17 protein-coding genes and 1 pseudogene are annotated in these 19252 nt (G+C 65.2%); 8 read left to right on the forward strand and 10 right to left on the reverse strand.

From position 1 onward, the window contains the following. Nucleotides 1–4 precede the first annotated feature (4 nt). Genes ABAZ39_RS25720 through ABAZ39_RS25735 form a run of 4 tightly spaced genes read left to right on the forward strand, consistent with a single transcriptional unit; the run spans nt 5 to nt 3512 of the window. Nucleotides 5–838: a tetratricopeptide repeat protein gene (locus tag ABAZ39_RS25720; protein WP_040136856.1), complete on the forward strand. Its 834-nt coding sequence runs from the start codon at nt 5–7 to the stop codon at nt 836–838. Between the two features lie 11 nt (nt 839–849). Continuing rightward, nucleotides 850–1410, forward strand: coding sequence for a TadE/TadG family type IV pilus assembly protein (locus ABAZ39_RS25725; protein WP_040136858.1), 561 nt, complete (start codon nt 850–852; stop codon nt 1408–1410). 13 nt (nt 1411–1423) lie between these two features. Next, nucleotides 1424–2014, forward strand: a complete 591-nt coding sequence (locus tag ABAZ39_RS33440; RefSeq protein WP_051658549.1) for a TadE/TadG family type IV pilus assembly protein — start codon at nt 1424–1426, stop codon at nt 2012–2014. A gap of 1 nt (nt 2015) precedes the next feature. Beyond that, nucleotides 2016–3512: a TadE/TadG family type IV pilus assembly protein gene (locus ABAZ39_RS25735; RefSeq protein ID WP_040136859.1), complete on the forward strand. Its 1497-nt coding sequence runs from the start codon at nt 2016–2018 to the stop codon at nt 3510–3512. A gap of 66 nt (nt 3513–3578) precedes the next feature. On the opposite strand, the gene ABAZ39_RS25740 is transcribed toward ABAZ39_RS25735, so the two are convergent. The 3 genes from ABAZ39_RS25740 to ABAZ39_RS25750 all read right to left on the reverse strand — a co-directional run bounded on the left by ABAZ39_RS25740 (nt 3579) and on the right by ABAZ39_RS25750 (nt 6339). Continuing rightward, complete coding sequence (locus ABAZ39_RS25740; RefSeq protein ID WP_081863327.1) at nt 3579–4154, reverse strand: FlhC family transcriptional regulator; 576 nt, start codon at nt 4152–4154, stop codon at nt 3579–3581. 334 nt (nt 4155–4488) lie between these two features. Next, nucleotides 4489–4920 (reverse strand): hypothetical protein, encoded by a 432-nt coding sequence (locus tag ABAZ39_RS25745; RefSeq protein WP_144243633.1) that lies wholly within the window; start codon nt 4918–4920, stop codon nt 4489–4491. 12 nt (nt 4921–4932) lie between these two features. After that, a complete protein-coding gene (locus ABAZ39_RS25750) occupies nt 4933–6339 on the reverse strand; it encodes an MFS transporter (protein ID WP_200476029.1) in 1407 nt (468 codons plus the stop codon). A gap of 249 nt (nt 6340–6588) precedes the next feature. Here ABAZ39_RS25750 and ABAZ39_RS25755 point away from each other — a divergent pair, with 249 nt between their 5' ends. Continuing rightward, nucleotides 6589–7242 carry a hypothetical protein gene (locus ABAZ39_RS25755; RefSeq protein ID WP_144243634.1) on the forward strand — a complete coding sequence of 218 codons (654 nt, stop codon included), beginning with the start codon at nt 6589–6591 and terminating at the stop codon, nt 7240–7242. 287 nt (nt 7243–7529) lie between these two features. Next, entirely contained in the window at nt 7530–7967 is a 438-nt protein-coding gene (tnpA, locus tag ABAZ39_RS34760; protein ID WP_081863328.1) for an IS66-like element accessory protein TnpA, read from the forward strand. 23 nt (nt 7968–7990) lie between these two features. Here tnpA and ABAZ39_RS25760 read toward each other — a convergent pair whose 3' ends face one another. The 6 genes from ABAZ39_RS25760 to ABAZ39_RS25785 all read right to left on the reverse strand — a co-directional run bounded on the left by ABAZ39_RS25760 (nt 7991) and on the right by ABAZ39_RS25785 (nt 16092). Next, nucleotides 7991–8185, reverse strand: coding sequence for a hypothetical protein (locus ABAZ39_RS25760; RefSeq protein ID WP_040136868.1), 195 nt, complete (start codon nt 8183–8185; stop codon nt 7991–7993). A 307-nt stretch (nt 8186–8492) separates the two neighbouring features. Further along, nucleotides 8493–8906: a PRC-barrel domain-containing protein gene (locus tag ABAZ39_RS25765; protein WP_040136869.1), complete on the reverse strand. Its 414-nt coding sequence runs from the start codon at nt 8904–8906 to the stop codon at nt 8493–8495. Between the two features lie 365 nt (nt 8907–9271). Beyond that, a complete protein-coding gene (locus ABAZ39_RS25770) occupies nt 9272–10363 on the reverse strand; it encodes a sensor histidine kinase (RefSeq protein ID WP_040136872.1) in 1092 nt (363 codons plus the stop codon). A gap of 238 nt (nt 10364–10601) precedes the next feature. Next, nucleotides 10602–12293, reverse strand: a complete 1692-nt coding sequence (locus ABAZ39_RS33445) for a sensor histidine kinase (protein WP_051658550.1) — start codon at nt 12291–12293, stop codon at nt 10602–10604. Between the two features lie 275 nt (nt 12294–12568). Continuing rightward, nucleotides 12569–14545, reverse strand: a complete 1977-nt coding sequence (gene mdoH / locus ABAZ39_RS25780; RefSeq protein ID WP_063922723.1) for a glucans biosynthesis glucosyltransferase MdoH — start codon at nt 14543–14545, stop codon at nt 12569–12571. Then, nucleotides 14530–16092, reverse strand: a complete 1563-nt coding sequence (locus ABAZ39_RS25785; protein ID WP_247881750.1) for an OpgD/OpgG family glucan biosynthesis protein — start codon at nt 16090–16092, stop codon at nt 14530–14532. Before ABAZ39_RS25785 ends, mdoH begins: the two co-directional genes overlap by 16 nt. A 544-nt stretch (nt 16093–16636) precedes the next feature. Here ABAZ39_RS25785 and ABAZ39_RS37140 point away from each other — a divergent pair. Together ABAZ39_RS37140 and ABAZ39_RS37145 are read left to right on the forward strand one after the other, a co-directional pair. Continuing rightward, a pseudogene (locus ABAZ39_RS37140) lies at nt 16637–17002 on the forward strand (NAD(P)-binding protein); the annotation flags it as partial. 91 nt (nt 17003–17093) lie between these two features. After that, a complete protein-coding gene (locus ABAZ39_RS37145; protein WP_247881770.1) occupies nt 17094–17363 on the forward strand; it encodes a hypothetical protein in 270 nt (89 codons plus the stop codon). Nucleotides 17364–17462: 99 nt separating this feature from the next. Here ABAZ39_RS37145 and ABAZ39_RS25795 read toward each other — a convergent pair whose 3' ends face one another. After that, a complete protein-coding gene (locus ABAZ39_RS25795) occupies nt 17463–19217 on the reverse strand; it encodes a hypothetical protein (protein ID WP_040136874.1) in 1755 nt (584 codons plus the stop codon). Nucleotides 19218–19252: the final 35 nt, after the last annotated feature.

Below are 19252 nucleotides of genomic sequence, written 5' to 3' on the forward strand. Positions count from 1 at the left end.
GAGCATGCGTACCGTCTCCCTGCACTTCGCCATTCTGCTCGCCCTTCCGTTGATGCTGGGCGCCTGCTCTCACCCCTCCGGCCTCGGCCAGTTGGCCGGCATGGCGTCGGCGAAGCCGTCCCTGGAACTGGCGACCGGCCTGCGCATCGCCGAGGCCACACGCAACGGCGGCGACAATCAGGCGGCGATCACTCTCTACCGCCAGATCGTCGCCGCCCACCCGACCTCGCCGCTGCCGCTGCTCGGTCTTGGCGATGCGCTCTACGAAGGGCGTGCCTTCGACGAGGCGATCGCCGCCTATCAGGCGGCGCTACGGCTCGACGCCGGCAATCCCGATGCGCAAGTCGGTATTGGCCGCGTCGACCTTGCGCGCAACCTGCCGGGGGAGTCCCTGGCCGCCTTCGACAGGGCACTCGCCGCCGCGCCGCAGCATGCCGCCGCGCTCAACGGCAAGGGCGTCGCGCTCGACCTGATGGGAAAGCCGGAGGAGGCCCGCGCCATGTACCGGCAGGTGCAGGCGCTCCAGCCCGGCAACCGCGGCGCCCGCAACAATCTGGCGCTGTCCATTCTGTTGGCCGGCGACAAGGAGCAGGCCATCCCCCTGTTCCGCGAGCTGAGCGCCGAGCGCTCGGCCGGGCAGGAGCGCATCCGGCAGAACTTGGCCCTGGCGCTCGGTATGTCCGGTCGGATGGATGCCGCGGCGGAGGTCGCGAGGATGGACCTGAGCCCCGAAGCGGTGAAGGAGAACCTCGCCTACTACGCCATGCTGCGGTCGCTCGACAGACAGGCCGACGGCCACGCCGCCATCGCCCGCGCGGTAAACGCGAGCGGTACCTGAGGAGTGGCGCCATGCTGCGCAGAAAATCCCTGGCCGAAGACGCGGCGGGAGTCACCGTGGTGGAATTCGCCATCGGCGCCCCGATCGTCCTTTTGATCGCGGTGATCGTCATCGAGGTGAGCTTCATGCTTGCGGTGCGGGTGGCGTTGGACATCGGCACGCGCGAGGCGGCACGCGCCGGGCTGACCGGCGCGCCGCCGCCGGCCGGCTCGACGCGCGACCAGCAGCTTCGAAAAATCATGGTCAGCACGACCTTCGGCTTCGTCGACCCGGCGAAGCTCACCGTCAGCCTGCTCGCCTACCAGGACGCCGGCAGCGTCGGCAAGCCGGAACCCTACAGCGACATCGACGGCAACGGACGGTGGGATCCCGGGGAGCCCTTCACCGACGTCAACGGGAATGGAATCTGGGATGCAGACCGTGGGGCCGCCGGCGCCGGGACGAGCGGCCAGACGGTCGCCTATCTGGTGCAGTACACGGGGAAGCCGTTGACCGGCCTCGCCGCCAGCCTGCTCGACGACCCGACCTACCACTACGAATCCCGCGTCGTCGTCCGTAACGAACCGTTCTAGCAAGGAGGGGCGCATGGGCCATCTGCCGGGCCGTCTCGCCCGAAACCGCAGCGGGCTCGTCACCATCGAAGTGGCGGGAATCGCTTTGGCATTCGTTCTTCTGCTCGTCGCCGCGGTGGATTTCAGCCAGCATGTTTCGGCGGTGGGCAAGATCGCGCGCGCCGCCAGCGAGACGGCGAAGATCGCCACCCAGTTCAAGCGGCTGCGCCAAGGCATGACGGTCCAGCGCGGCGACGAGGTCGGCGTGCTGTTCGAGGCGGCACGGCAGGTCGCCCAGCCGCTCGACATCGACAAGGTGGGGGCGGTGATCGTCACCTCGGTCGCCAATTCGGGAAGCGGCGGCAGCAAGGTGGCGTGGCAGCAGCGCTCGGGCAGTTCCTCCTGGACCAGCCGCATCGGTTCGGCTGTCGGCGGAGCGGCCACCCTGCCCTCCGCCTTCTCGATTCGCAGCGGGGACAGCGCCGTCTTCGTCGAGGTCTTCCACACCTATCAGCCGACCGTGCTGAGCGGCAGCCTGTTCGGCGGCGATCCCTCCGGCGTGCCGGTCTACAGCCAAGCCGTATCCCGCCCCCGTTTCGGCGACCTGACCATACTGGACCCGTGACATGAAGAAGACCGCTGTTCGCAGGCGGCGTGCCGGTGCGGCCGCCCAGCACCTGCTCTCCGCGTTGCGCGGCTGTCTGGACGACCGGCGTGGCGCCACCGCCGTGATGGTCGCCGCGATAGTCGTTCCGCTGATCGGGGCCATCGGCCTGTCGGTCGACATGGGGCGCGGCTATCTCGTGCGACAACGCTTGTCGTCGGCCATCGACGCCGGGGCACTGGCCGGGGGCAGAGTGCTCGACACGACCAACGTCCAGGCGGACGCGATCCAGTATTTTCGCGCCAACATTCCGACGACCTACCTCGACACCACGATTCCGGACCCCGAGGTCACCATCAGCGCCGACCGGCAGACCGTATCGGTGAAGTCCAGCGTGCGGGTTCCGACCACCCTGATCCGGGTTCTGGGCATCGACACCCTGCCCATCACGGTGGAAAACCGTGTGCGGCGCCAGATGTCCGGCGGGTTGGAACTGGCTCTCGTGCTCGATGTCACCGGATCGATGGCGACCGACAACCGCATCGGCAAGCTGCGTGATGCGGCGACCTCGCTGGTGAATATTCTGTTCGGCAACCAGACCGACACCCAGAAGCTGTGGATCTCCGTCGTTCCCTACTCGGCTGAGGTCAATCTTGGCACCGGCCATGGGGATTGGATGACGCTGAGCGGTCCGTCCACCGGTGCCTATTCGCCGTCCACTTGGCGCGGCTGCGTCGAGGCGCGGCCGAGCCCCTACGACGAGGATGACACCCCGCCCATGGTCGCCGGGTTCAAGCGGTTCCTTTATCCCTCGACCAAAAGCATGAACAACGGCAAGGGCGGCGGCGATAATGATTGGCCGACGATCACCGACACCGGAACCTACACCAACAGCAACGACCGGACCGGCCCGAACCTCGGCTGCGGTTTTCCGGTCCTGCCGCTGACCAACGTGAAGAAGGACCTGCTGGACAAGATCGCAACCCTGCAGCCGGTGAGCCGTGGCGGGACCATGGCGAACCTCGGCCTTCAGGCGGGGTGGTTCACCGTGTCGCCGCGCTGGCAGGGGCTGTGGGGAGGCCCGACGCCGAAGGGGATGCCGCTCGACTACGGTTCTCCGGAAATGAGCAAGGCGATTGTTCTGGTCACCGACGGCGAGAATGGCTGGTTCGACTATTCCAAGCCGCCGACGGGCGATTACACAGCCTATGGCCGCATCGATGAAGGGCGGCTCGGCACCAAGTCCTTTTCCGAATCGACTTCCGAGATCAACAAGCGCATGGCCCGCCTGTGCGAGAAGCTGAAGAACCCCGGCGTTCTCGATGCCGACGGCAAACCAAAGCCCGGCATCACCATCTACACCATCACCATCGGACAGACGAACGCCAACACCCAGGCGCTCTACCGGAATTGCGCATCACAGCCCAGCTACTATTGGGACACGCCGAGCCCCGACCAGCTCAAGAGCGTGTTCCAGAGCATCGGGTCGCAGCTCAGCAACTTGCGGCTGGAGCAGTGATCGACTGGCGTCATTCCGGTGCCTGGAGACGCACCGGAATGACGCCAGGCTTTTGTGGAGGGCGGGTCAGCAGAAGCGGTCGGGCAAGTGGCCGGCGTCGGTCGGAACCGGTGGCGTGAAGCTGTGGGCCGCGGCGTTGGCGGTGGAGAGCGGCGGCAACCCGCAAACCGGGCAATGCGCCTGGATGCGCTGCTGTTCATGCACGGCGAAGCGAATGCCGCAGGGGCAGGTCCGCAGGTCGACAACACAGGAGCGCAGGTCACGGGCGAGAATCCAGGCCATGGTCAGGTCGATGGCTGACTGGTTCAGACCCGTGCATTCCTGCCGCACGTCCATATAGAAGTCATGTGCGCGCAGCAGCGCCTCGATGTCGATCCTGCGCAACGCGTCGGCGCCGGCGCAGTTCAGATAGGCGGTCAGGATGATCGACGCCTCCAGCGCACGCTGGTGGGTCGCGAAGAGCCGGTCGGACTCCGGAAACATGCCCGACACCGAAGCGTGCCCATGAATCTCATGATAAAGCGTGCGGAGCTGTGTCGCGCTGAGATTGGTGTGCACCGCGACGATTGAGGTTCGGAGATTCCGCTTGATCAAACGTATTGCCAGCGCCAATTTCCGATGCTGCTCACACTTGTTCACCATGTACACCGCCCTTCAAACGGCAATGCTTCAGGGCAGAAAAGATTAGGTTTGGAAGTATTTTTGTTCTTTCTGCGTGCGCCACGAATCGGGGCCATTTTGTTCCTCTCCCGCTCAAACATTCCGTTGTTCCTCGCATCCCTCCCGATGTGCATAGAAAAAGAATATATAGCGGCTGCCGAGACGAAGTTTTATTTTCCCGATTTATGACTCATAATGCGTCGACTCGCAACCTGAATGCGGTGGCGACAATTCGACGCATTCGATCAATAGTTGTGATCCGGTGTCGCGGGTTGCCATGGCGGGTGCCACCGGATGCTGTTGCCGGCGGGACGGGTCAAAGGAAGGCTATGGCGTCGGGCGAAACCGATTGGCGTTGCCTGGCGTGGCGCGCCAGCTTATGGATTTCCGCCTGCTTGTCCCGAACCAGCCAGTCCGGCGCAAGGAAGTCCGCGTGCCGTCCCGCCTGCAAGGAGCCGATGACGCGGACTGGCGGGATCGGCCAACGCAAGCTGTAGCTCATCGGCGCGGCGTCGCCGAAGCGATAGGACTGGTGGACGCGGAGCCACTCGTCGGTGACCTCGACGATCGTTCCGCTCAACATCGCGAAGCCGGGCAACCCTGCAGGCGCCGCGCCGCGGGAAGAGGACGGGGCATCCGCCCCGGCCCGCCGGACTCCGACGCGGGCCGGAGGTCGCGGAAGAACGGGGCTATCGGCCGCCGCGTCGGCCTTGAGGGCGTGGCGGATCGGCGGGCGTCGTGCATCCATGGCCGGTGCCGCTCAGCAATGAAGTCCCGCGTCGGCCCGGCAGTAGAACATCCAGGTCACGACAATGCAGGACAGATAGAAGATCAGGAAAAGCTGGATTGCCATGACCGGCGATCCGGTCAGGCTGATCGACAGTCCGAAGACGCCGGGAATATAGAAGGCACCGAATGCCGCCAGCGCGGAGATGAACCCCAGCGCGGTCGCCGCTTCCAGTGTCGCTTCCTTCAGCGCACGCGCGCGGCCGAGATCGCCTTGCAGATCATAGGCATGCATACGGTCGATCAGGAAGACGATCGGCACCATCTGATAGGTCGAAGCGCAGGCGACGCCGGCCGTGGCGAACACCAGCATGGAACTCAGCAGGAACATCCAGAACACCCCGCTGTTCAGGCAGATCGTCATCGTGCTCACCGCGAGGAACAGGATTACGAAAGCCCACAGGGTGATGCGTGCACCGCCCAGCCGGTCGGCCATGCCGCCCGACAGCGACCGCGCCGCCGAACTGACGAGCGGTCCGAGGAAAGCGTAGGCAAGCGGGTCGATGCCGGGGAATTGTGCCTTCACCAGCATTGGGAAAGTGGCCGCGAAGCCGATGAAGGTGCCGAAGCTGCCGATGTAGAGCCACCCGTTGATCCAGGTGTGCATGCGACGGAAGATGACCGCCTGTTCGGCGAAGGAGGCCTGGGAATGGCCGATATCGTTCATGCCGAACCAAGCCGCCGCGGTCGCCAGCAGAATGAAAGGGATCCAGATGAAGGCCGCGTTCTGCAGCCACACGCCCTGATGGGTTTCCAACGGCGCGCCGAGCGCAGCCACGGCATGTGGGCCGCCGCCGAGCGGGCCGAGCAACGCGCCGCCGATCACGAGGGGAACGGCGAACTGCACCACCGCCACGCCAAGGTCGGCCATGCCGGCATTGACGCCCAACGCCCAGCCCTTCTGTTCCTTGGGGAAGAAGAAGGAGATGTTGGCCATGCTGGAGGCGAAGTTCCCGCCGCCGAATCCGCACAGCAGCGCCAGCACCAGCATCACGCCGTAGGGCGTTTCCGGATGCTGCACGGCGATGCCGATCCCCAGGGCCGGGATGAGCAGGGACGCCGTGCTGATCGTCGTCCACAACCTCCCGCCGAAGATCGGCACGGTGAAGGCATAGACCAGGCGCAGGACCGCTCCGGAAAGGCCCGGCGCGGCCGTCAGCCACAGAAGCTGTGTGGTTGTATATGAGAAGCCGACGATTGGAAGGTGCACGACGACGGCGCTCCACACCATCCAGACACAGGAGGCGAGAAGCAATGCGAAGGCCGAGATCGCGAGGTTGCGCATCGCGATCGGCTTGCCGCCGTCCACCCAGAAGGCCATGTCGTCGGGCCGCCAGTCGTCCAGTCGATCGCTCATGCGTGACAGAGTCTGGTCGGTCATCAATCGTCCTCACACATCGGGGATAGCCGGCCGCATCGCCCGGCACTCGCCGGCAGCGGCGATCGAGCGGAAAATAGTGGGCCGAGTGTACTCTCCGCCGCCGCAGCTCCGCGATGTCAGGAAGACACGCATTTTTTTCGTCATTCGCCGAATGGCGAAAAAAAGACGCGTCCAAGCCCCCTGTACGGTTGCCTGGGTGCGTCGCTACGGTGGCGTGCATCCGGCCCTTCCCATTCAGGGTGCACGCCTATGCTGTCTCCAGAACGGACCACTGAGGATCGGGATGCCGGGGATTGGGACGCGCCGCTCCATGATCGGGGGCATCCGCCGGAACCCGTCGCCGGCACGCTCATTTCTCTCACTGCCGCTGCCGCTCCGGCGGATACGTTGCGCCGGTTCCGTCTGTCGCAGGCGGATCTTATGCCGACGGTGCGGCGGCTCGAACTCGACTGGCCGTGCAGTGTCGCGATGATGCAGCGCTTCGCCGAGTATGTGACCGGCGTTCCTGTCTGTCATCCACGCGATCCGGAATCGCGCTCCGGTTCGCCCATTCCGGTGCTGTTTCTGTGCCTTCAGAAGGGGCTCGGCGCCTATGACGCTGCGGCCGACGAAAGCGACGACCGCCGTTTGCTTGCCTTCGTCGACGGGCTTTGCCAGGAGGCGGCGCGCCTGCTTTCCGGCATCGCGCTGTTTACGCCCGACAACGACTGCTGGATGGCGGGCAATGGGGCGGCGCTGCACGGCTGGCTGGCGACGTGCGATGCCCGTGGCGTGACGGTCCATCGTTCTCAGCGCCGCGGCGCCAGCCATCAGCGCGTTCTCTTGGCGGTCGGCCGGTATGTCGTCCTGGCGCGCGAACGCGCGATCCTGGAACGTGTCCGCCGGGCCGATGCGACGCCATAGGACGAGCTGGCGGCGGGCCGCCTCTGTCACCACCACGCCGGGGCGGAAAGCCATGACGTTTGCAACTCGTTTGTATCCGCGCGATGACGAGCCACGCAAACCTCAGACGCCAGTCCCTATTTTGCCAAGGCGGTGCTTACCGAAGGCGTATGGAATTTCCGCTCAAATGCATCCGGAAGCGGTCTGGACAGTAAGCGTCTGCCGAACGCCGCCTTGTTGGGGGTGAGGAACTAGGTGAAGAGCGGGTCTACGGAGGCTCCATTGGAGTCCAGAAGGAGGCTCGTTTGATGCAGAGGGTCGAGATCATCACTGGCAAGGAGCGGCGCCGGCGGTGGAGCGAAGCGGAGAAGACGCGGTTGGTGGCCGAGACGCTGGAACCGGGGGCGATCGTCGCCCATGTTGCCCGCCGGCATGGAGTGGTGGAAAGCTGCCTGTACACGTGGCGCCGCCATCTGGTCGGCGGGATGGCTGATCGGCTGCCGCCTGATGACGCCCCGCTGCTGATCCCTGTGAGCATCGACACGGCCCCGGCTTGTGAAGCGGGGCCGTCGTCCCCACCATCGGCGCCTGTGCCTCGCGCGCTGGTTCGGTTTGCCGACGGGACCCGAACCGGCTTTCCAAGATCCAGGGAGAGTTGGAAGGGAACGGCTTCGTCGAGTGGCCGCCGCACTATGGCTGATGTCGGGAGCGCCACGAAAGCGGCCGCCCGAGACGCCCGCGCCTGATCGGCCGGCCGGGTGTCGGGGGGTCAGGCTCCCGGGTCGGCGTCGGGTGGCTGGATGGTCAGCTGATCGGGACCGACATGAAGAAACGAACCGACCTCCACTCGACCGTCGAAGATGGCATCGTTGAGCATGATTTGAGCGTCGGCCAGCGTCAGCGGAGCGCCGTCATGGAAGGTTCTGCCATCCGCATGCCGGACCAAAGGATAGAGCGCCGTCATTGGAGGGTCCTCATGTGTCTCAATGCGCTTGGTGAGGGTCAGGCGCAGAGTGGGCGCCTCCCTCACGGCTCGTCCTCCTGTCCGTGTTCCGACCAAATACCGGTGCAAGGCTGCACGATGCTCGCCCGACCACCATAGATCAGCCGGCGGTGTCTTGTGACGTTCCATGTCAATCCTCGTCGAGCGAGGCCGACCGCTCGGGCTTTCCCACCTCAAGCTCAGCAGCCGAAGCCATGTCGAAGTGAAAAGTGCCGGGGCGGGGTGGCACGCAACGGGCACCCGCCCCAGCAGCCGACGCATTGCGCGCTTACTTCAGCGCGCCCTTGATGTCCTCGTATTGATCCTTTTGCCACTTCTCCAAACCCTGGAGCTGATTCTTCGTCATGTTCACGGCGATTTTGTCGCCGCTCATGTGAAGCTGGCTCAGAGGCAGCACCACATCCTTCCCGCTGAAGCCGCCAACACCATCGACATCAAGCACGGCAAAAGTCCGGTCGCCCTTGCGGACGACGCCCTCGATCTCGGCAATGTCCTTGCCGTCGCTGCCGTAAATGTTCTTACCCTTGAGCTGATCGGCGTTCATGCGCGCCAACGCCGGGTCGATCTGGCCATCGGTGGACGCGACCGCAGGGGGCTTCGGGGCCGTTGTGGTGCTCTGCGCGAAGGCTGGGCCTCCGGCCACCAGAACCGCGAGACCAAAAGCTGTCATCATGGACTTCATCTTGGAGCCTCCCTATCAGGGGTGTATCTGGAGGGACAAACGGCCTCGGATCCAGGTTATTCCCGGTCTACCTCCTACGCGCACCAAGCCTTGCCCATGATTTTGTTTCAGACAAAATCATATTTGCTGGTATTTATTATTCTAAATCTGTGGTTGCGTGGTGGCGGTGTTGCGTGCCAACTTACCTTCCTCCTGTCGAAGCGCCTCGCCGCGACACGCCTGTCCTTCGGTGGCCGCAACCTGCGGCAGACACTCGCGCTGTTGGAGCCGGCGTGTCTCAGCAACGCTGGCCACGAGACAGAGCCCAGGCGCGCGCCCTTGGAAACGCCTTATGACTGAACGGCAGCCGGTTCGACTGACACGTCTTATCGAGCACAGGGCGAGCCGTCACGAAACGCAGCAGGAAGCGGTGCTCCCGACGCTGATCCGTTCGGCTTGGCGTCCGGGTGCGGAAAGCGGATGGTGTGGACCACGCCGTGGTCCTCGATGGTGTAGAGGTCACCATTGATGCCATGCACCAGGGAACGCACCAGGGACATGCCCAGGCTCCCATCGCGCGGAGACAGGCCCTGCATGCCGATGCCATCGTCGCGGACCACCAGTTCGCACACATCCGGTTCACAGCGCATGGTGATGTCGATCCGACCGGTCCGTCCGTCGCGGAAGGCATATTTGAGGGCGTTGGTCAGCAATTCGTTGACGATCAAACCCATAGGCACGGCATGGCTCAACGGCATGGTGATCGGATCGGCCTGCACCCGCACCGCCACGGGCTGGACGCCGACGAGGGTACTGCGGAGGTCGTCGCACAGGCCTTCGAGGAATTCCTTCATGTCCACGGCCGCTTCGGTGTCGCGGCGGGTCAACCGCGTGTGCACACGTCCCATCACGCCGATCCGGGCGGCAGCCGTGCCCAGGGCCTCCCTGGCCTCCGGACTGCCGAGCTTGCGGCCTTGCAGGTGGAGCATGGCCGCGACGAGCTGGAGATCGTTCTTGATCCGGTGATTGACCTCGCGGAGCAGGACATCCTTTTCGGCGTCCGACGCTTGCAGCCGTTGGACCACGTTCTGAAGGTCCTGCTCGCGTCGGTTGACGGCGTCCACAGCCTTCCGCAGGTCCTCGATGCTTCGAACCATGAAAATGGCGATGGGGACGAACAGGACCAGGGCGACGCTGTTCGGCAGGTCCGGCCATGCCAATGAGAAATTCGGCGGAATGAAGAGGAACCAAGCGCAAACCGTGGCCAGGACGACCGCAAAGATCCCGGTGCCGCGTTCGAACAGCAGCGCGACCAGCATCACCGCGGGAAGCAGCACGAGGAAAGGGTACCCGGGCAGGACCCTGTCCAGAGCCGCACGAACAACCACGAACAGGGCGACGATGGCCCTTGCCGCCGTATACTGCTGAAAACGGGTGAGCGTTTTCAGGACGGCCGCGCGGGTGATGATGCGGTGCATGGAGAAGCGTGGTCTTGCTGATGTGCCGAAGTGGAAAAAGCGTGCGATCCCCCAGGGATGCGGCGCTGAACAGGTGGGGTTGCCAGGGCGCTCCAGCCAGAGGGGCGGTGTGATGAAAACGAAACATGCGCCGGTGGTTGCGGGCTGGCATCAGGCGGGCCAATGCCCGAGCGCCCCTCCGCTCCCGATGAGAGGTCGGGCTGATCCGGTTCCGACCAAGGAGCAGGCTCGGACACGGTCATGCTCCGGCATTGCGGCGAGATCCCTTCGGCAGGCGAACCACCCATCGCGCCCCCGGCTCCGCGTTGCCGGCGTGCAGTTCGGCCTGCAGTTGGCTCGCCAAGGTGCGGACGACCGTCATTCCCAGACTCCGGCCTTGACGATCGGGGACGCCGCCGTCCGGCAGGCCGACGCCGTAGTCGCGCACGGTGAGTTCCAGGTGCCCGCCCTCCGCCCACCGGAAACCGATATCGATGCGCAGATTGCCGTCCGGTGGGCGAGCGTGCTTGATCGCGTTGGTCACCAGTTCCACGACAATCAGACCAAGCGGCACGACCTGATCGGTCGGCAGTTCAATCGGTTGTGCGGTCACCCGGAGCTCGACCTCCGGCGCGGAGGCTCTGAGTTCCGCGCTGAGCGCTTGGAGATACGTAGCGACTTCAACCGCGGAGACGCTCGTGCCACGGTAGAGGCGTTCATGCACCTGGGCGATTGCACGAACCCGCGCTCCGGCCTCATCGAGTGCCCGCCGCACCGTTTCGTCCGTCGCCTTCGTTCCTTGCATGAACAGCATCGTGCCCACGATCTGAAGTGAGTTCCGGACCCGGTGGTTGACCTCCTGGATCAGCAGATCCTTCTGCTCCTCAGCCCGCCGCCGTGCCTCCACCTCCTGCTCAAGCGCGATGGTGTTGTGCGACTGCAGCGCAAAATACCCGGCGGCGATGGCCGTGAGCAGAAGCCCGACGACAAGCACGAGGTCGAGCCGGTCGGCTGGAGCCGCAACCGTCTCATCGACCGGCTCGAACAGAAGCGTCCATTCCCGACCACCCCAAGTCACGGCCCTCCGCAGAAATCCCGGATCGTTCAGCATCGTTTCCGAATGTTCGTGCGGCTCCCCCTTTGATGAGGGGGTGCCGACAGCGTGCAGGAGGCGCAAGCCGGCCGGAGCGTTCGCATCGAAGATGTTAACGTGGAAGGGGCGATGGTACTGCTCGTCGAGCGCGTCCGAAACCAGGCGGTCGAGCCGGAAAACGGTGGCGATCATTCCCTTGAGCAGGTCGCCCCGGGCTTCGTCAACGGCACCATGGGCCGACGGTCGGAACACCGGGGTGTAGAGAATGGTCGCGAGCACGTTGGGGGTCTGGACCAGGAGCAAAGGTTCGGTCGCGATGCTTTGTCCGGTGTTCCAAGCGGATTGAAGGGCCTGGGCCCGGTTGGGGAACGCAGCGGCGTCCATCCCAATCACCGCTTCATTCATCGCGAGCGGTTCAATGAAACGGACAGGGAAGATGTCGCGCCCCACCGTTTCCGGGTTGATCGTCGCATCATTGGATCCACGGAGGTGTGAGACGGCGTACCCCTCCTGGCGCAACGCCTCCAGCAGCGCGCCGGCCTGCGACGGTGGAGTGCGTGGCAACCAGGAGACCGCGACCAGGCTCGGCATCCTGGCGAACACCCGCTCCGCAAGGGCCGCGAGATCCTCGCGTTGGATATCCTGGTCGGCGTTGAACAGCCCGCCGAAGACGGTTGGAATGAGTTCGCGGCTCGACAGGATCCTCTGAAGCGTGCCTGCGACGGAGTCGGCGTGCCTGGTGAATTCCGCCCGTTGGACGTCCAGAGCTTGCTGCCGTTCCTGTCCGAAGACGAAGACCGTCAGCCCAATACCAACCAGCGCGGCAGCAAAGGAGGGAACGTAATGGCGGAGCGGCACGGATCGATGCTTCTAAGACAGGGGAAGACAAGGAGCTCCGCGATTCTCCCGCCGGCCATGGCGCAGCGACGTTGACGCTCGCAGATCAAAGGTGCCAGCACAACAAGCCAAAGGAACTATCCTGGTGGTAGGCCATCCCAAGGGCGGCTGGACCCACGTTTGCGGCCATCCGCCTGTGCCGACGGCTAGAGCAAGTTAGAACAAGCCAGAATCCGGCCGCTTGTCGGCACATGGCGAACACGGTCTTAAATCGTGTGTTGCGATCTCGCCGCGCGTCAGCGTGATCCAAACAGGCCAAGGATGACGGTCAGAACCGTTGGCAGACGTTCGGCCGATGGCCAAGGCAACCCACGCGGCGACCACCACTCCAAATTCTGCACCGGCATCATCAGCGGGCGTGGCTCGGGGCTCGTGGACACCGGCTGCTGAGACGAGACCTCCGGAGCGATTCCGGCGGAAGCAGCGGAGGAGGCGTCCCATCGCACCATCCGCAACTCAAATGGCGGGAGGACTTCCTCCGGCGTCACCAGAAGTCCGTATCGTCGGAACCAAGCTCCCACGTCCAATCGGCTGGTGATCATCGACAGTCCAACCGACACGACGAGCCCCGTCAGCACGGGCAGCAGCCACCATGCGAAATCGGGTGCCATGGCCAGGACCAGCCCGCCCCAGCCCAGACCGAGGAGCGTGTGCGCACCATGGCGCCTGACGGCTTCCGCGGCGGTCAGGCTGCGGCCGACGCGCCTCTGGGCGCTCCAGCCGACCTTGCGGCCGAGCAGCGTGGCGGCGATGAACTGGGTGTGGAACAGCATCATCGCCGGCGCCAGGAGCATCGAATGGACCAGCTCGACCGCAGCACTGGCAAGGAGGCGCCCCACACCACCGAAGCCGCGCCGCGCATCCGCGTCCGACAAGGCCAGCAGCAGGCTGTACAGGCGAGGCACCAGCAGGGCCAGAGCGGTGACCGTCAGCAGCGAGGCGACCTCGTCCGGCTTCGACACCGGCCAGTTGGGGAACAGGTTATGCCCCGGCAAGAAATACGGGTGCCCATAGGCCGCGAGGCTCAGCACATCCACGGTGGCGAGCAGCAGCAGGATCAGCCAGAGTGGCGAGGCGACGTAGCCCATCACCCCCAGTGTCAGGTGCAGTCGCGACATCGGGTGCAGTCCGCGTGCGCCCAGCAAGGCCATGTGCTGAAGGTTGCCTTGGCACCAGCGGCGGTCGCGTGTGGCGTAGTCGATGGCGTTCGGTGGCAATTCCTCCCAACTCCCTTCAAGGTCGGGAACGATCCATACCCCCCAGCCGGCGCGCCGGATCAGAGCCGCCTCGACGAAGTCATGGCTGAGGATCTCCCCGCCAAGCGGCTCCCGGCCCGGCAGTTGCGGCAACCCGCAATGCGCGGCGAAGGCCTTGGTGCGGATGATCGCGTTGTGTCCCCAGTAATTTCCGTCCCCAAGTTGCCACCAAGCCAAACCACTCGCCAGCACCGGGCCGTAGAGCCGGCTGGCGAACTGCAGCATTCGTCCGAACAGCGTTTCGGCATTGGCCGGAAGCGGCAGTGTCTGGATGATTCCGGCGTCCGGATGCGCCTGCATCAGCCGGGACAGCCGCACAATCGTCCTGCCGGCCATCACGCTGTCGGCATCGAGCACCAGCGTGTGGTCGTAGGTGCCGCCCCAGCGCGTCACGAAGTCGGCTATGTTCCCGGCCTTCCGTCCGGTGTTGTGCGCCCGCCGCCGATAGAAGATCCGCCCAGCCGCGCCGAGGCGCCCGACCAGCCGCTCGATGGCCCGCCGCTCGGCTTCCGCGCTGGTTGGATCCCTGGTGTCGGACAGGACGAACATGTCGAACATCCCGGCCTCGCCGGTGGCGGCCAGCGACCGCCAGGTTCCGGCGAGGCCGGCGCACACCCGTTCAGGCTCCTCGTTGTAGATCGGCATGACGATGGCGGTGCGGGCGACGAGGGGGATGCTGTCATCGACCGCCAGTCCGGCGGGATCGCGGCCGATCAGACGGACCAGGAATCCGGCGGTCGCCGTCCAGAAGGAGGTGGCGATCCAGGCGAAGCTGAGCGTGAACAGCGCAAGCACCGTCACCTCCAGAACATTCAGCCCGTTGGCGCGCAGCACCTCAAGCATCAGCCAACTGGCCGCGAGAGTCGATCCCAGCACAGCGGAAACGTACAATGTGCGCCGGATCCGCGCGGTCTCGGCACGCGACGTCATGGCGGCGATCTTCAGGCCGGGGTCCATAGGTAGGTCCAGGTTTCAGTGAGGGGCGCTCCCCGCAGACGCAAGCGGCAGCGCAGGTCGCTCGGCTTGCCGTCAGGGGCGAAATCGAAGAACACCCGCCAGCCGCCGGTTTCGGCGTTCTTGAGCACGACGGGGGCCAGCAATCTGCCTGTCGAGGCTGAGACGTCCGCGTCCACCGCCTCCTCGGCGTCGAGGTGCGGCAAATCCCCACCGCCGAAGTCGACAACGAAATGGCGGGCCTCGCGGGGCATCCCGGCGTTGCCCGGGGTGCGCGCCGACCCGATGCGCGTCGAGGTGACCCGGCCGAGCGGCGGCAGCCACGCCAAGTCCAGGAACGAGACCAGCCGGTAGGACAGGGTCAGCGGATTGCCTTTGCGGACCGGCGGTTCCGGTACCCAGTAAGCGACGATGTTGTCGTTGATCTCCTCCTCCGAGGGAATCTCGACCAGCTCGACACGCCCTTTCCCCCACGCGCCGATGGGTTCGACCCAAAGGCTGGGGCGTTTGTGGAAGAGGCTTTCCAGATCCTGGTAGTTCTCGAACCGGCGGTCGCGCTGACACAGTCCGAAGCCGCGGGGGTTCTCCACGGCGAACGAGCTGACCCGCAGCGCCCGCGGGTTGGCGAGCGGGCGCCAGATCCACTCTCCGGCGCCGGTGGCGACCTGAAGCCCATCGCTGTCGTGCACTTCGGGGCGGAAGTCGTCGGTGCGGCGGCTGCGTCCCTCGCCGTAGAAGAACATGCTGGTGAGCGGCGCCAGCCCCAGCTTCTCGATGTCCGCGCGCGGGTAGAGCGCGCAGTGGACCTCCGCCACCGTCTCGGTGCCCGGCCGCAAATGGAAGCGGTAGGCGCCGGTGCACCTCGGGCTGTCGAGCAGCGCGTGCACAGTGATGGCGTCGGCTTCGGCCGCGGGTTCCTCAATCCAGAATTCGCGAAAGCGGGGGAACTCTTCGCCGCGCGGCTGGGCGGTGTCGATGGCGAGCCCACGAGCTGAGAGGCCGTATTTCTGATCGCGCCCGAGCATCCGGAAATAGCTCGCTCCGAGGAAGGCGATCACCTCGTCCATCGGGCCCGGCCGGTGCAGCGGATAGTGCAATCGGAAGCCGGCGAAGCCGAGATCGGAAGGCGGGTCCCCTTCGACCCTGTTGGCGCCGAACGAGAACAGCTCCCGGCGGTAGGCGACCGGACGTGCCTCGCCACCGGACACGATGCTCACACGGACCGGGCGGTCGTAGAGAAAGCCCGGATGGAAGAGCTGCACCTCGAAGCGCCGCGCGCTGCGCCAGATTGCGCGCTCCGGAACGAAGCGTATATCCCGGTATTGATCATATCCGAGTCCCTTCAGACCGTCAGGCAGCGTCACCGTCTCATCGTTATGGGGCTGTCCAGCCAACTCCTGCGCCCGACGGCATAGGATTTCGTAGTCGAATGGCTCGCCCGCCCCGGTTTCGGCGAAGCTCCGGCGCAGCGGCAGTGCAACTGCACCGAAGGCCGCCAGCCCCGCAATGAGCAGGTTCCGGCGTCGCAATGGTTCGGCCCTGATGATCACGCCGCATCCTTTCAGCTGAACGGGCCCGCCGTGTTCGGCAGCACGGCTGCTCGGGTGTGCGCCCTCCCGGCCGGCGCGGGTGTTGTGCACCTCGCAGAGACAAAGGCGCGGGCGCATCCAGTTATTCCCAGGGCGCGCGACAAAAGAGAGTGGGGTTGCTGCTTTCGGGCGTGCGCCTTCCGATCGGTGCCGGCGGCGTCGACGGCACCGTGTCATGATGGAAGCTCCTTTGCTGGATGCTTCCACGTCGCCGTGCGTGTTGACGGAAAGAAAGTGGCCCCGGATGAAGCCAGGGCCGCTCAAGTGCTGTCTGACCCAAATGCACAGAATGGAGAAAGGAACGGAGCGTTACAGATTTCGTTCCGAGCACTTTCCCATCAGTGATGGCGCCACCGATAAAAGATAGGGCGCATGATCTCTTCCGAGAAAGCAGTACAAATCGATCAACGAGGGTAGATAATCGTATCTACACCATGGGCATTAATACGCATAGTTAATGTTTCGCTGTGCGGATTGCTCGGCATCCATTGGATGTCTGTCAGTCATGACGAACGAGTGTTCATCCATCGCTGACCCAGCCCTCGCGAGGGCTGGGTCAGCTTATGAAGCGTACGATGAACGGCGCGGTGGGTTCGACCTCCAGCAGAGGATTGCCCTACAACAGCCGCCACCCAGAGCGCGACGCCTTCCGTGCGAACGGATCGTCGTGATCGACCAATCGGAGGAACGCATCCGGCTGCCGGCCGAGGCGGGGTTCATCGGGTTGCTCGGCGACGCCACCAGCGAAGAGATACTGACCCGGGCCTGCGTGGGAAGCGCCAAGGCGGTGATCGTCAGCTCGGGCCGGGACGACACCACCATTCTGGTGATCCTGACCGTCCGCCATCTGTCCGCCGGCACCAAAATCGTGGGCAACATCAAGCAGGAGGAGAACATCAAACTGGCCAAGCTGAGCGGCGCCGACTTGGTTGGTGTCGCCGCCCAGGATCGGTGGCTATCTCATGGCCGATGCCGTGGAAACCAGCCATGCCACGCCATTCCTGTGCGACCTCATGTCGGTGGGTGGCCAAATGGTGCTGACGGAGCGCCCGGCGGCCCAGGACGAAATCGGCAAGACCATGGCAATGGCGACCGCCGGCGTGGTTGTGCAGATCCACAGCAATGGCCGCGCCATTCCCTTCACGGAGCGTCACCACCATATCATCCAGCCCGGAGACCTGCTGCTTGTGATCAGTCCGGCGCACGGTGACGAGAAGGCAGAAGGCCAATGACCGCACTTCGTTTTCGATGACGCTGCCCAGATCGGCTGTGCACGGACGCCATGGTTGCCAGGAACGCGCCAAGCACGAAAGCATTGCTCAAAGCGGCGGTTATGGTGTGCCGACGGGAAGTGAGGAACGCGCCACACGGTCCGCTTGCCGTTTCCAAGCCTTCTCGTAGAAGCGGCGCATCGATCCCGCTCCCGCATCGGAGGAGGCAAATGACCAGTAGCCGATCTGGAAGGCGAGATAGCAGGGAAGATGGAAGGCCACCAGCCGCTTTGAAGCGCCCACTGCGTCGCACAGCCGGTCGGCTTCCGCCGCCGCAAGGCTGAATTCGACGATGGCCCCCGCCACGTCCCAGGCGATGTCCTGACAACCGATCAGGTCATGCGCGTCGGCATGATCGAGCGAGTCGGTCTTCAGCAACCGGCCGTCGGTGGTGCGCAGCCACTCCCAGATGTGAAGGCGGTTGTCGGTGATGACGCGCCGGCCCCCGGCACTCAGCTCCCTCAGGATGTCCGGTGTCCAGCGATCCAAGGAGACGGTCGCGGCGGCGCCAAGCGCCTCGCCGATGTTCACACGCGCCATCGCCAGCAGGTCCGGAAGGCTGGCGCCCGTGTCACGCTCCGCCGGAAAGCGTTGGGCGCGGAACAGGAGATAATCGGCCAAGCGCTTTAAAGGCATGGTGGAGGGCGGTTGAGCGCCGTCCAACCAACGCTCCGCCAGGAAGCCATGACGGAGTGCGATGGGTTCCGTCGTGAAACCCGCCTGATGCAACACGCGGGCCCGGTCCAGCTTGGCCTCGCTCAGGCGTCCGAGGCCGGCGAACTTCAAAAGCCAGGGGCCGGAGGCGGTGCGCAACAGGAACTTGCGGCGTTCCTGCTGCGCATGGACCGGCGGACAGTCTGCCGCAACATCCGCCGCCAAATCCGCCGATACCGTCCGCCATGCACCGCCCGACAGATCGCGCAACGGTGCGACCGCAGGGCCGAGCGTGTCCTCGAACCAGCGCTCCAAGGGCGGCACCGGGCCATGCGCAGCGTGCGCCAGTTCATCGAAGCCGATCACCGGACGCACCGCCTCGGCCCAACGGCGGCGATGCCGGTCGGATGAGTGCGGACCCGGAGCGCCGCCATGGCTTGGAAGGAACACAATCCGCCGGGGCGGCACGCCCGCCTCCTCCAGCCAATCGGCGACGGCGCCGAACGAACTGCCGGACAGACCCGGCCCTTCATCGACGATCACATAGGACGCGCCCGCATCGGCCAGCAGGGCGGTCCGCAGGCGAGCCGACACGCGGACGGCGCGATGGAACGGATGACCGATCGGACGCAGAGTGACCGGAGGCGCCGCGTCCAGCGCAACCGCCGCCATCGCCGCCAGTCCGGTTCCGATGCTGCGCAGGCCAATCACGACGACCGGAGCGGGCAAGTCCGTCGGAAGCCGGGCCGCAGCCTCCAGATAGGCTTCCGGATAGAGGCTATAGAAGGCATAGCCCTCGGACCGGCGTATCCGCACGGTTTCGGGCAGGGGTTGCACCGACAACGTCTCCAGCCCAGCCGTCAGCGTGCAAGCGTTCGGCTGCGGCTCGCCGCGCCAGGACCGGGCGACGGCGCGGGCCAGTTCCATCACGACCGCCATCGCCGCGTCGCGGCATGGGGTGCAATCGTCCTCCTCCAGCGCCGCGAATTCCGCGTCTGCGAGGCCCTGCGCAAGCTCCGCCGCCTCGATGAACAGGGACACCAGCAGGCCATGACGGATAAGCCCGTCAGGCTTGGCGGCGGCCGCACGATGGGCGGCGGCGATCCGCGCCACGACGACGCGTGGGTTTTCGAGACGGTCGCGATTGCCGTAAACCAGCATGGTTCAGCCGCTCCGCGTGGCGAGGGAACTCAGGC

The sequence above is a fragment of the Azospirillum argentinense genome (genome assembly GCF_000632475.1).
Classification (GTDB): Bacteria; Pseudomonadota; Alphaproteobacteria; order Azospirillales; family Azospirillaceae; genus Azospirillum; species Azospirillum baldaniorum.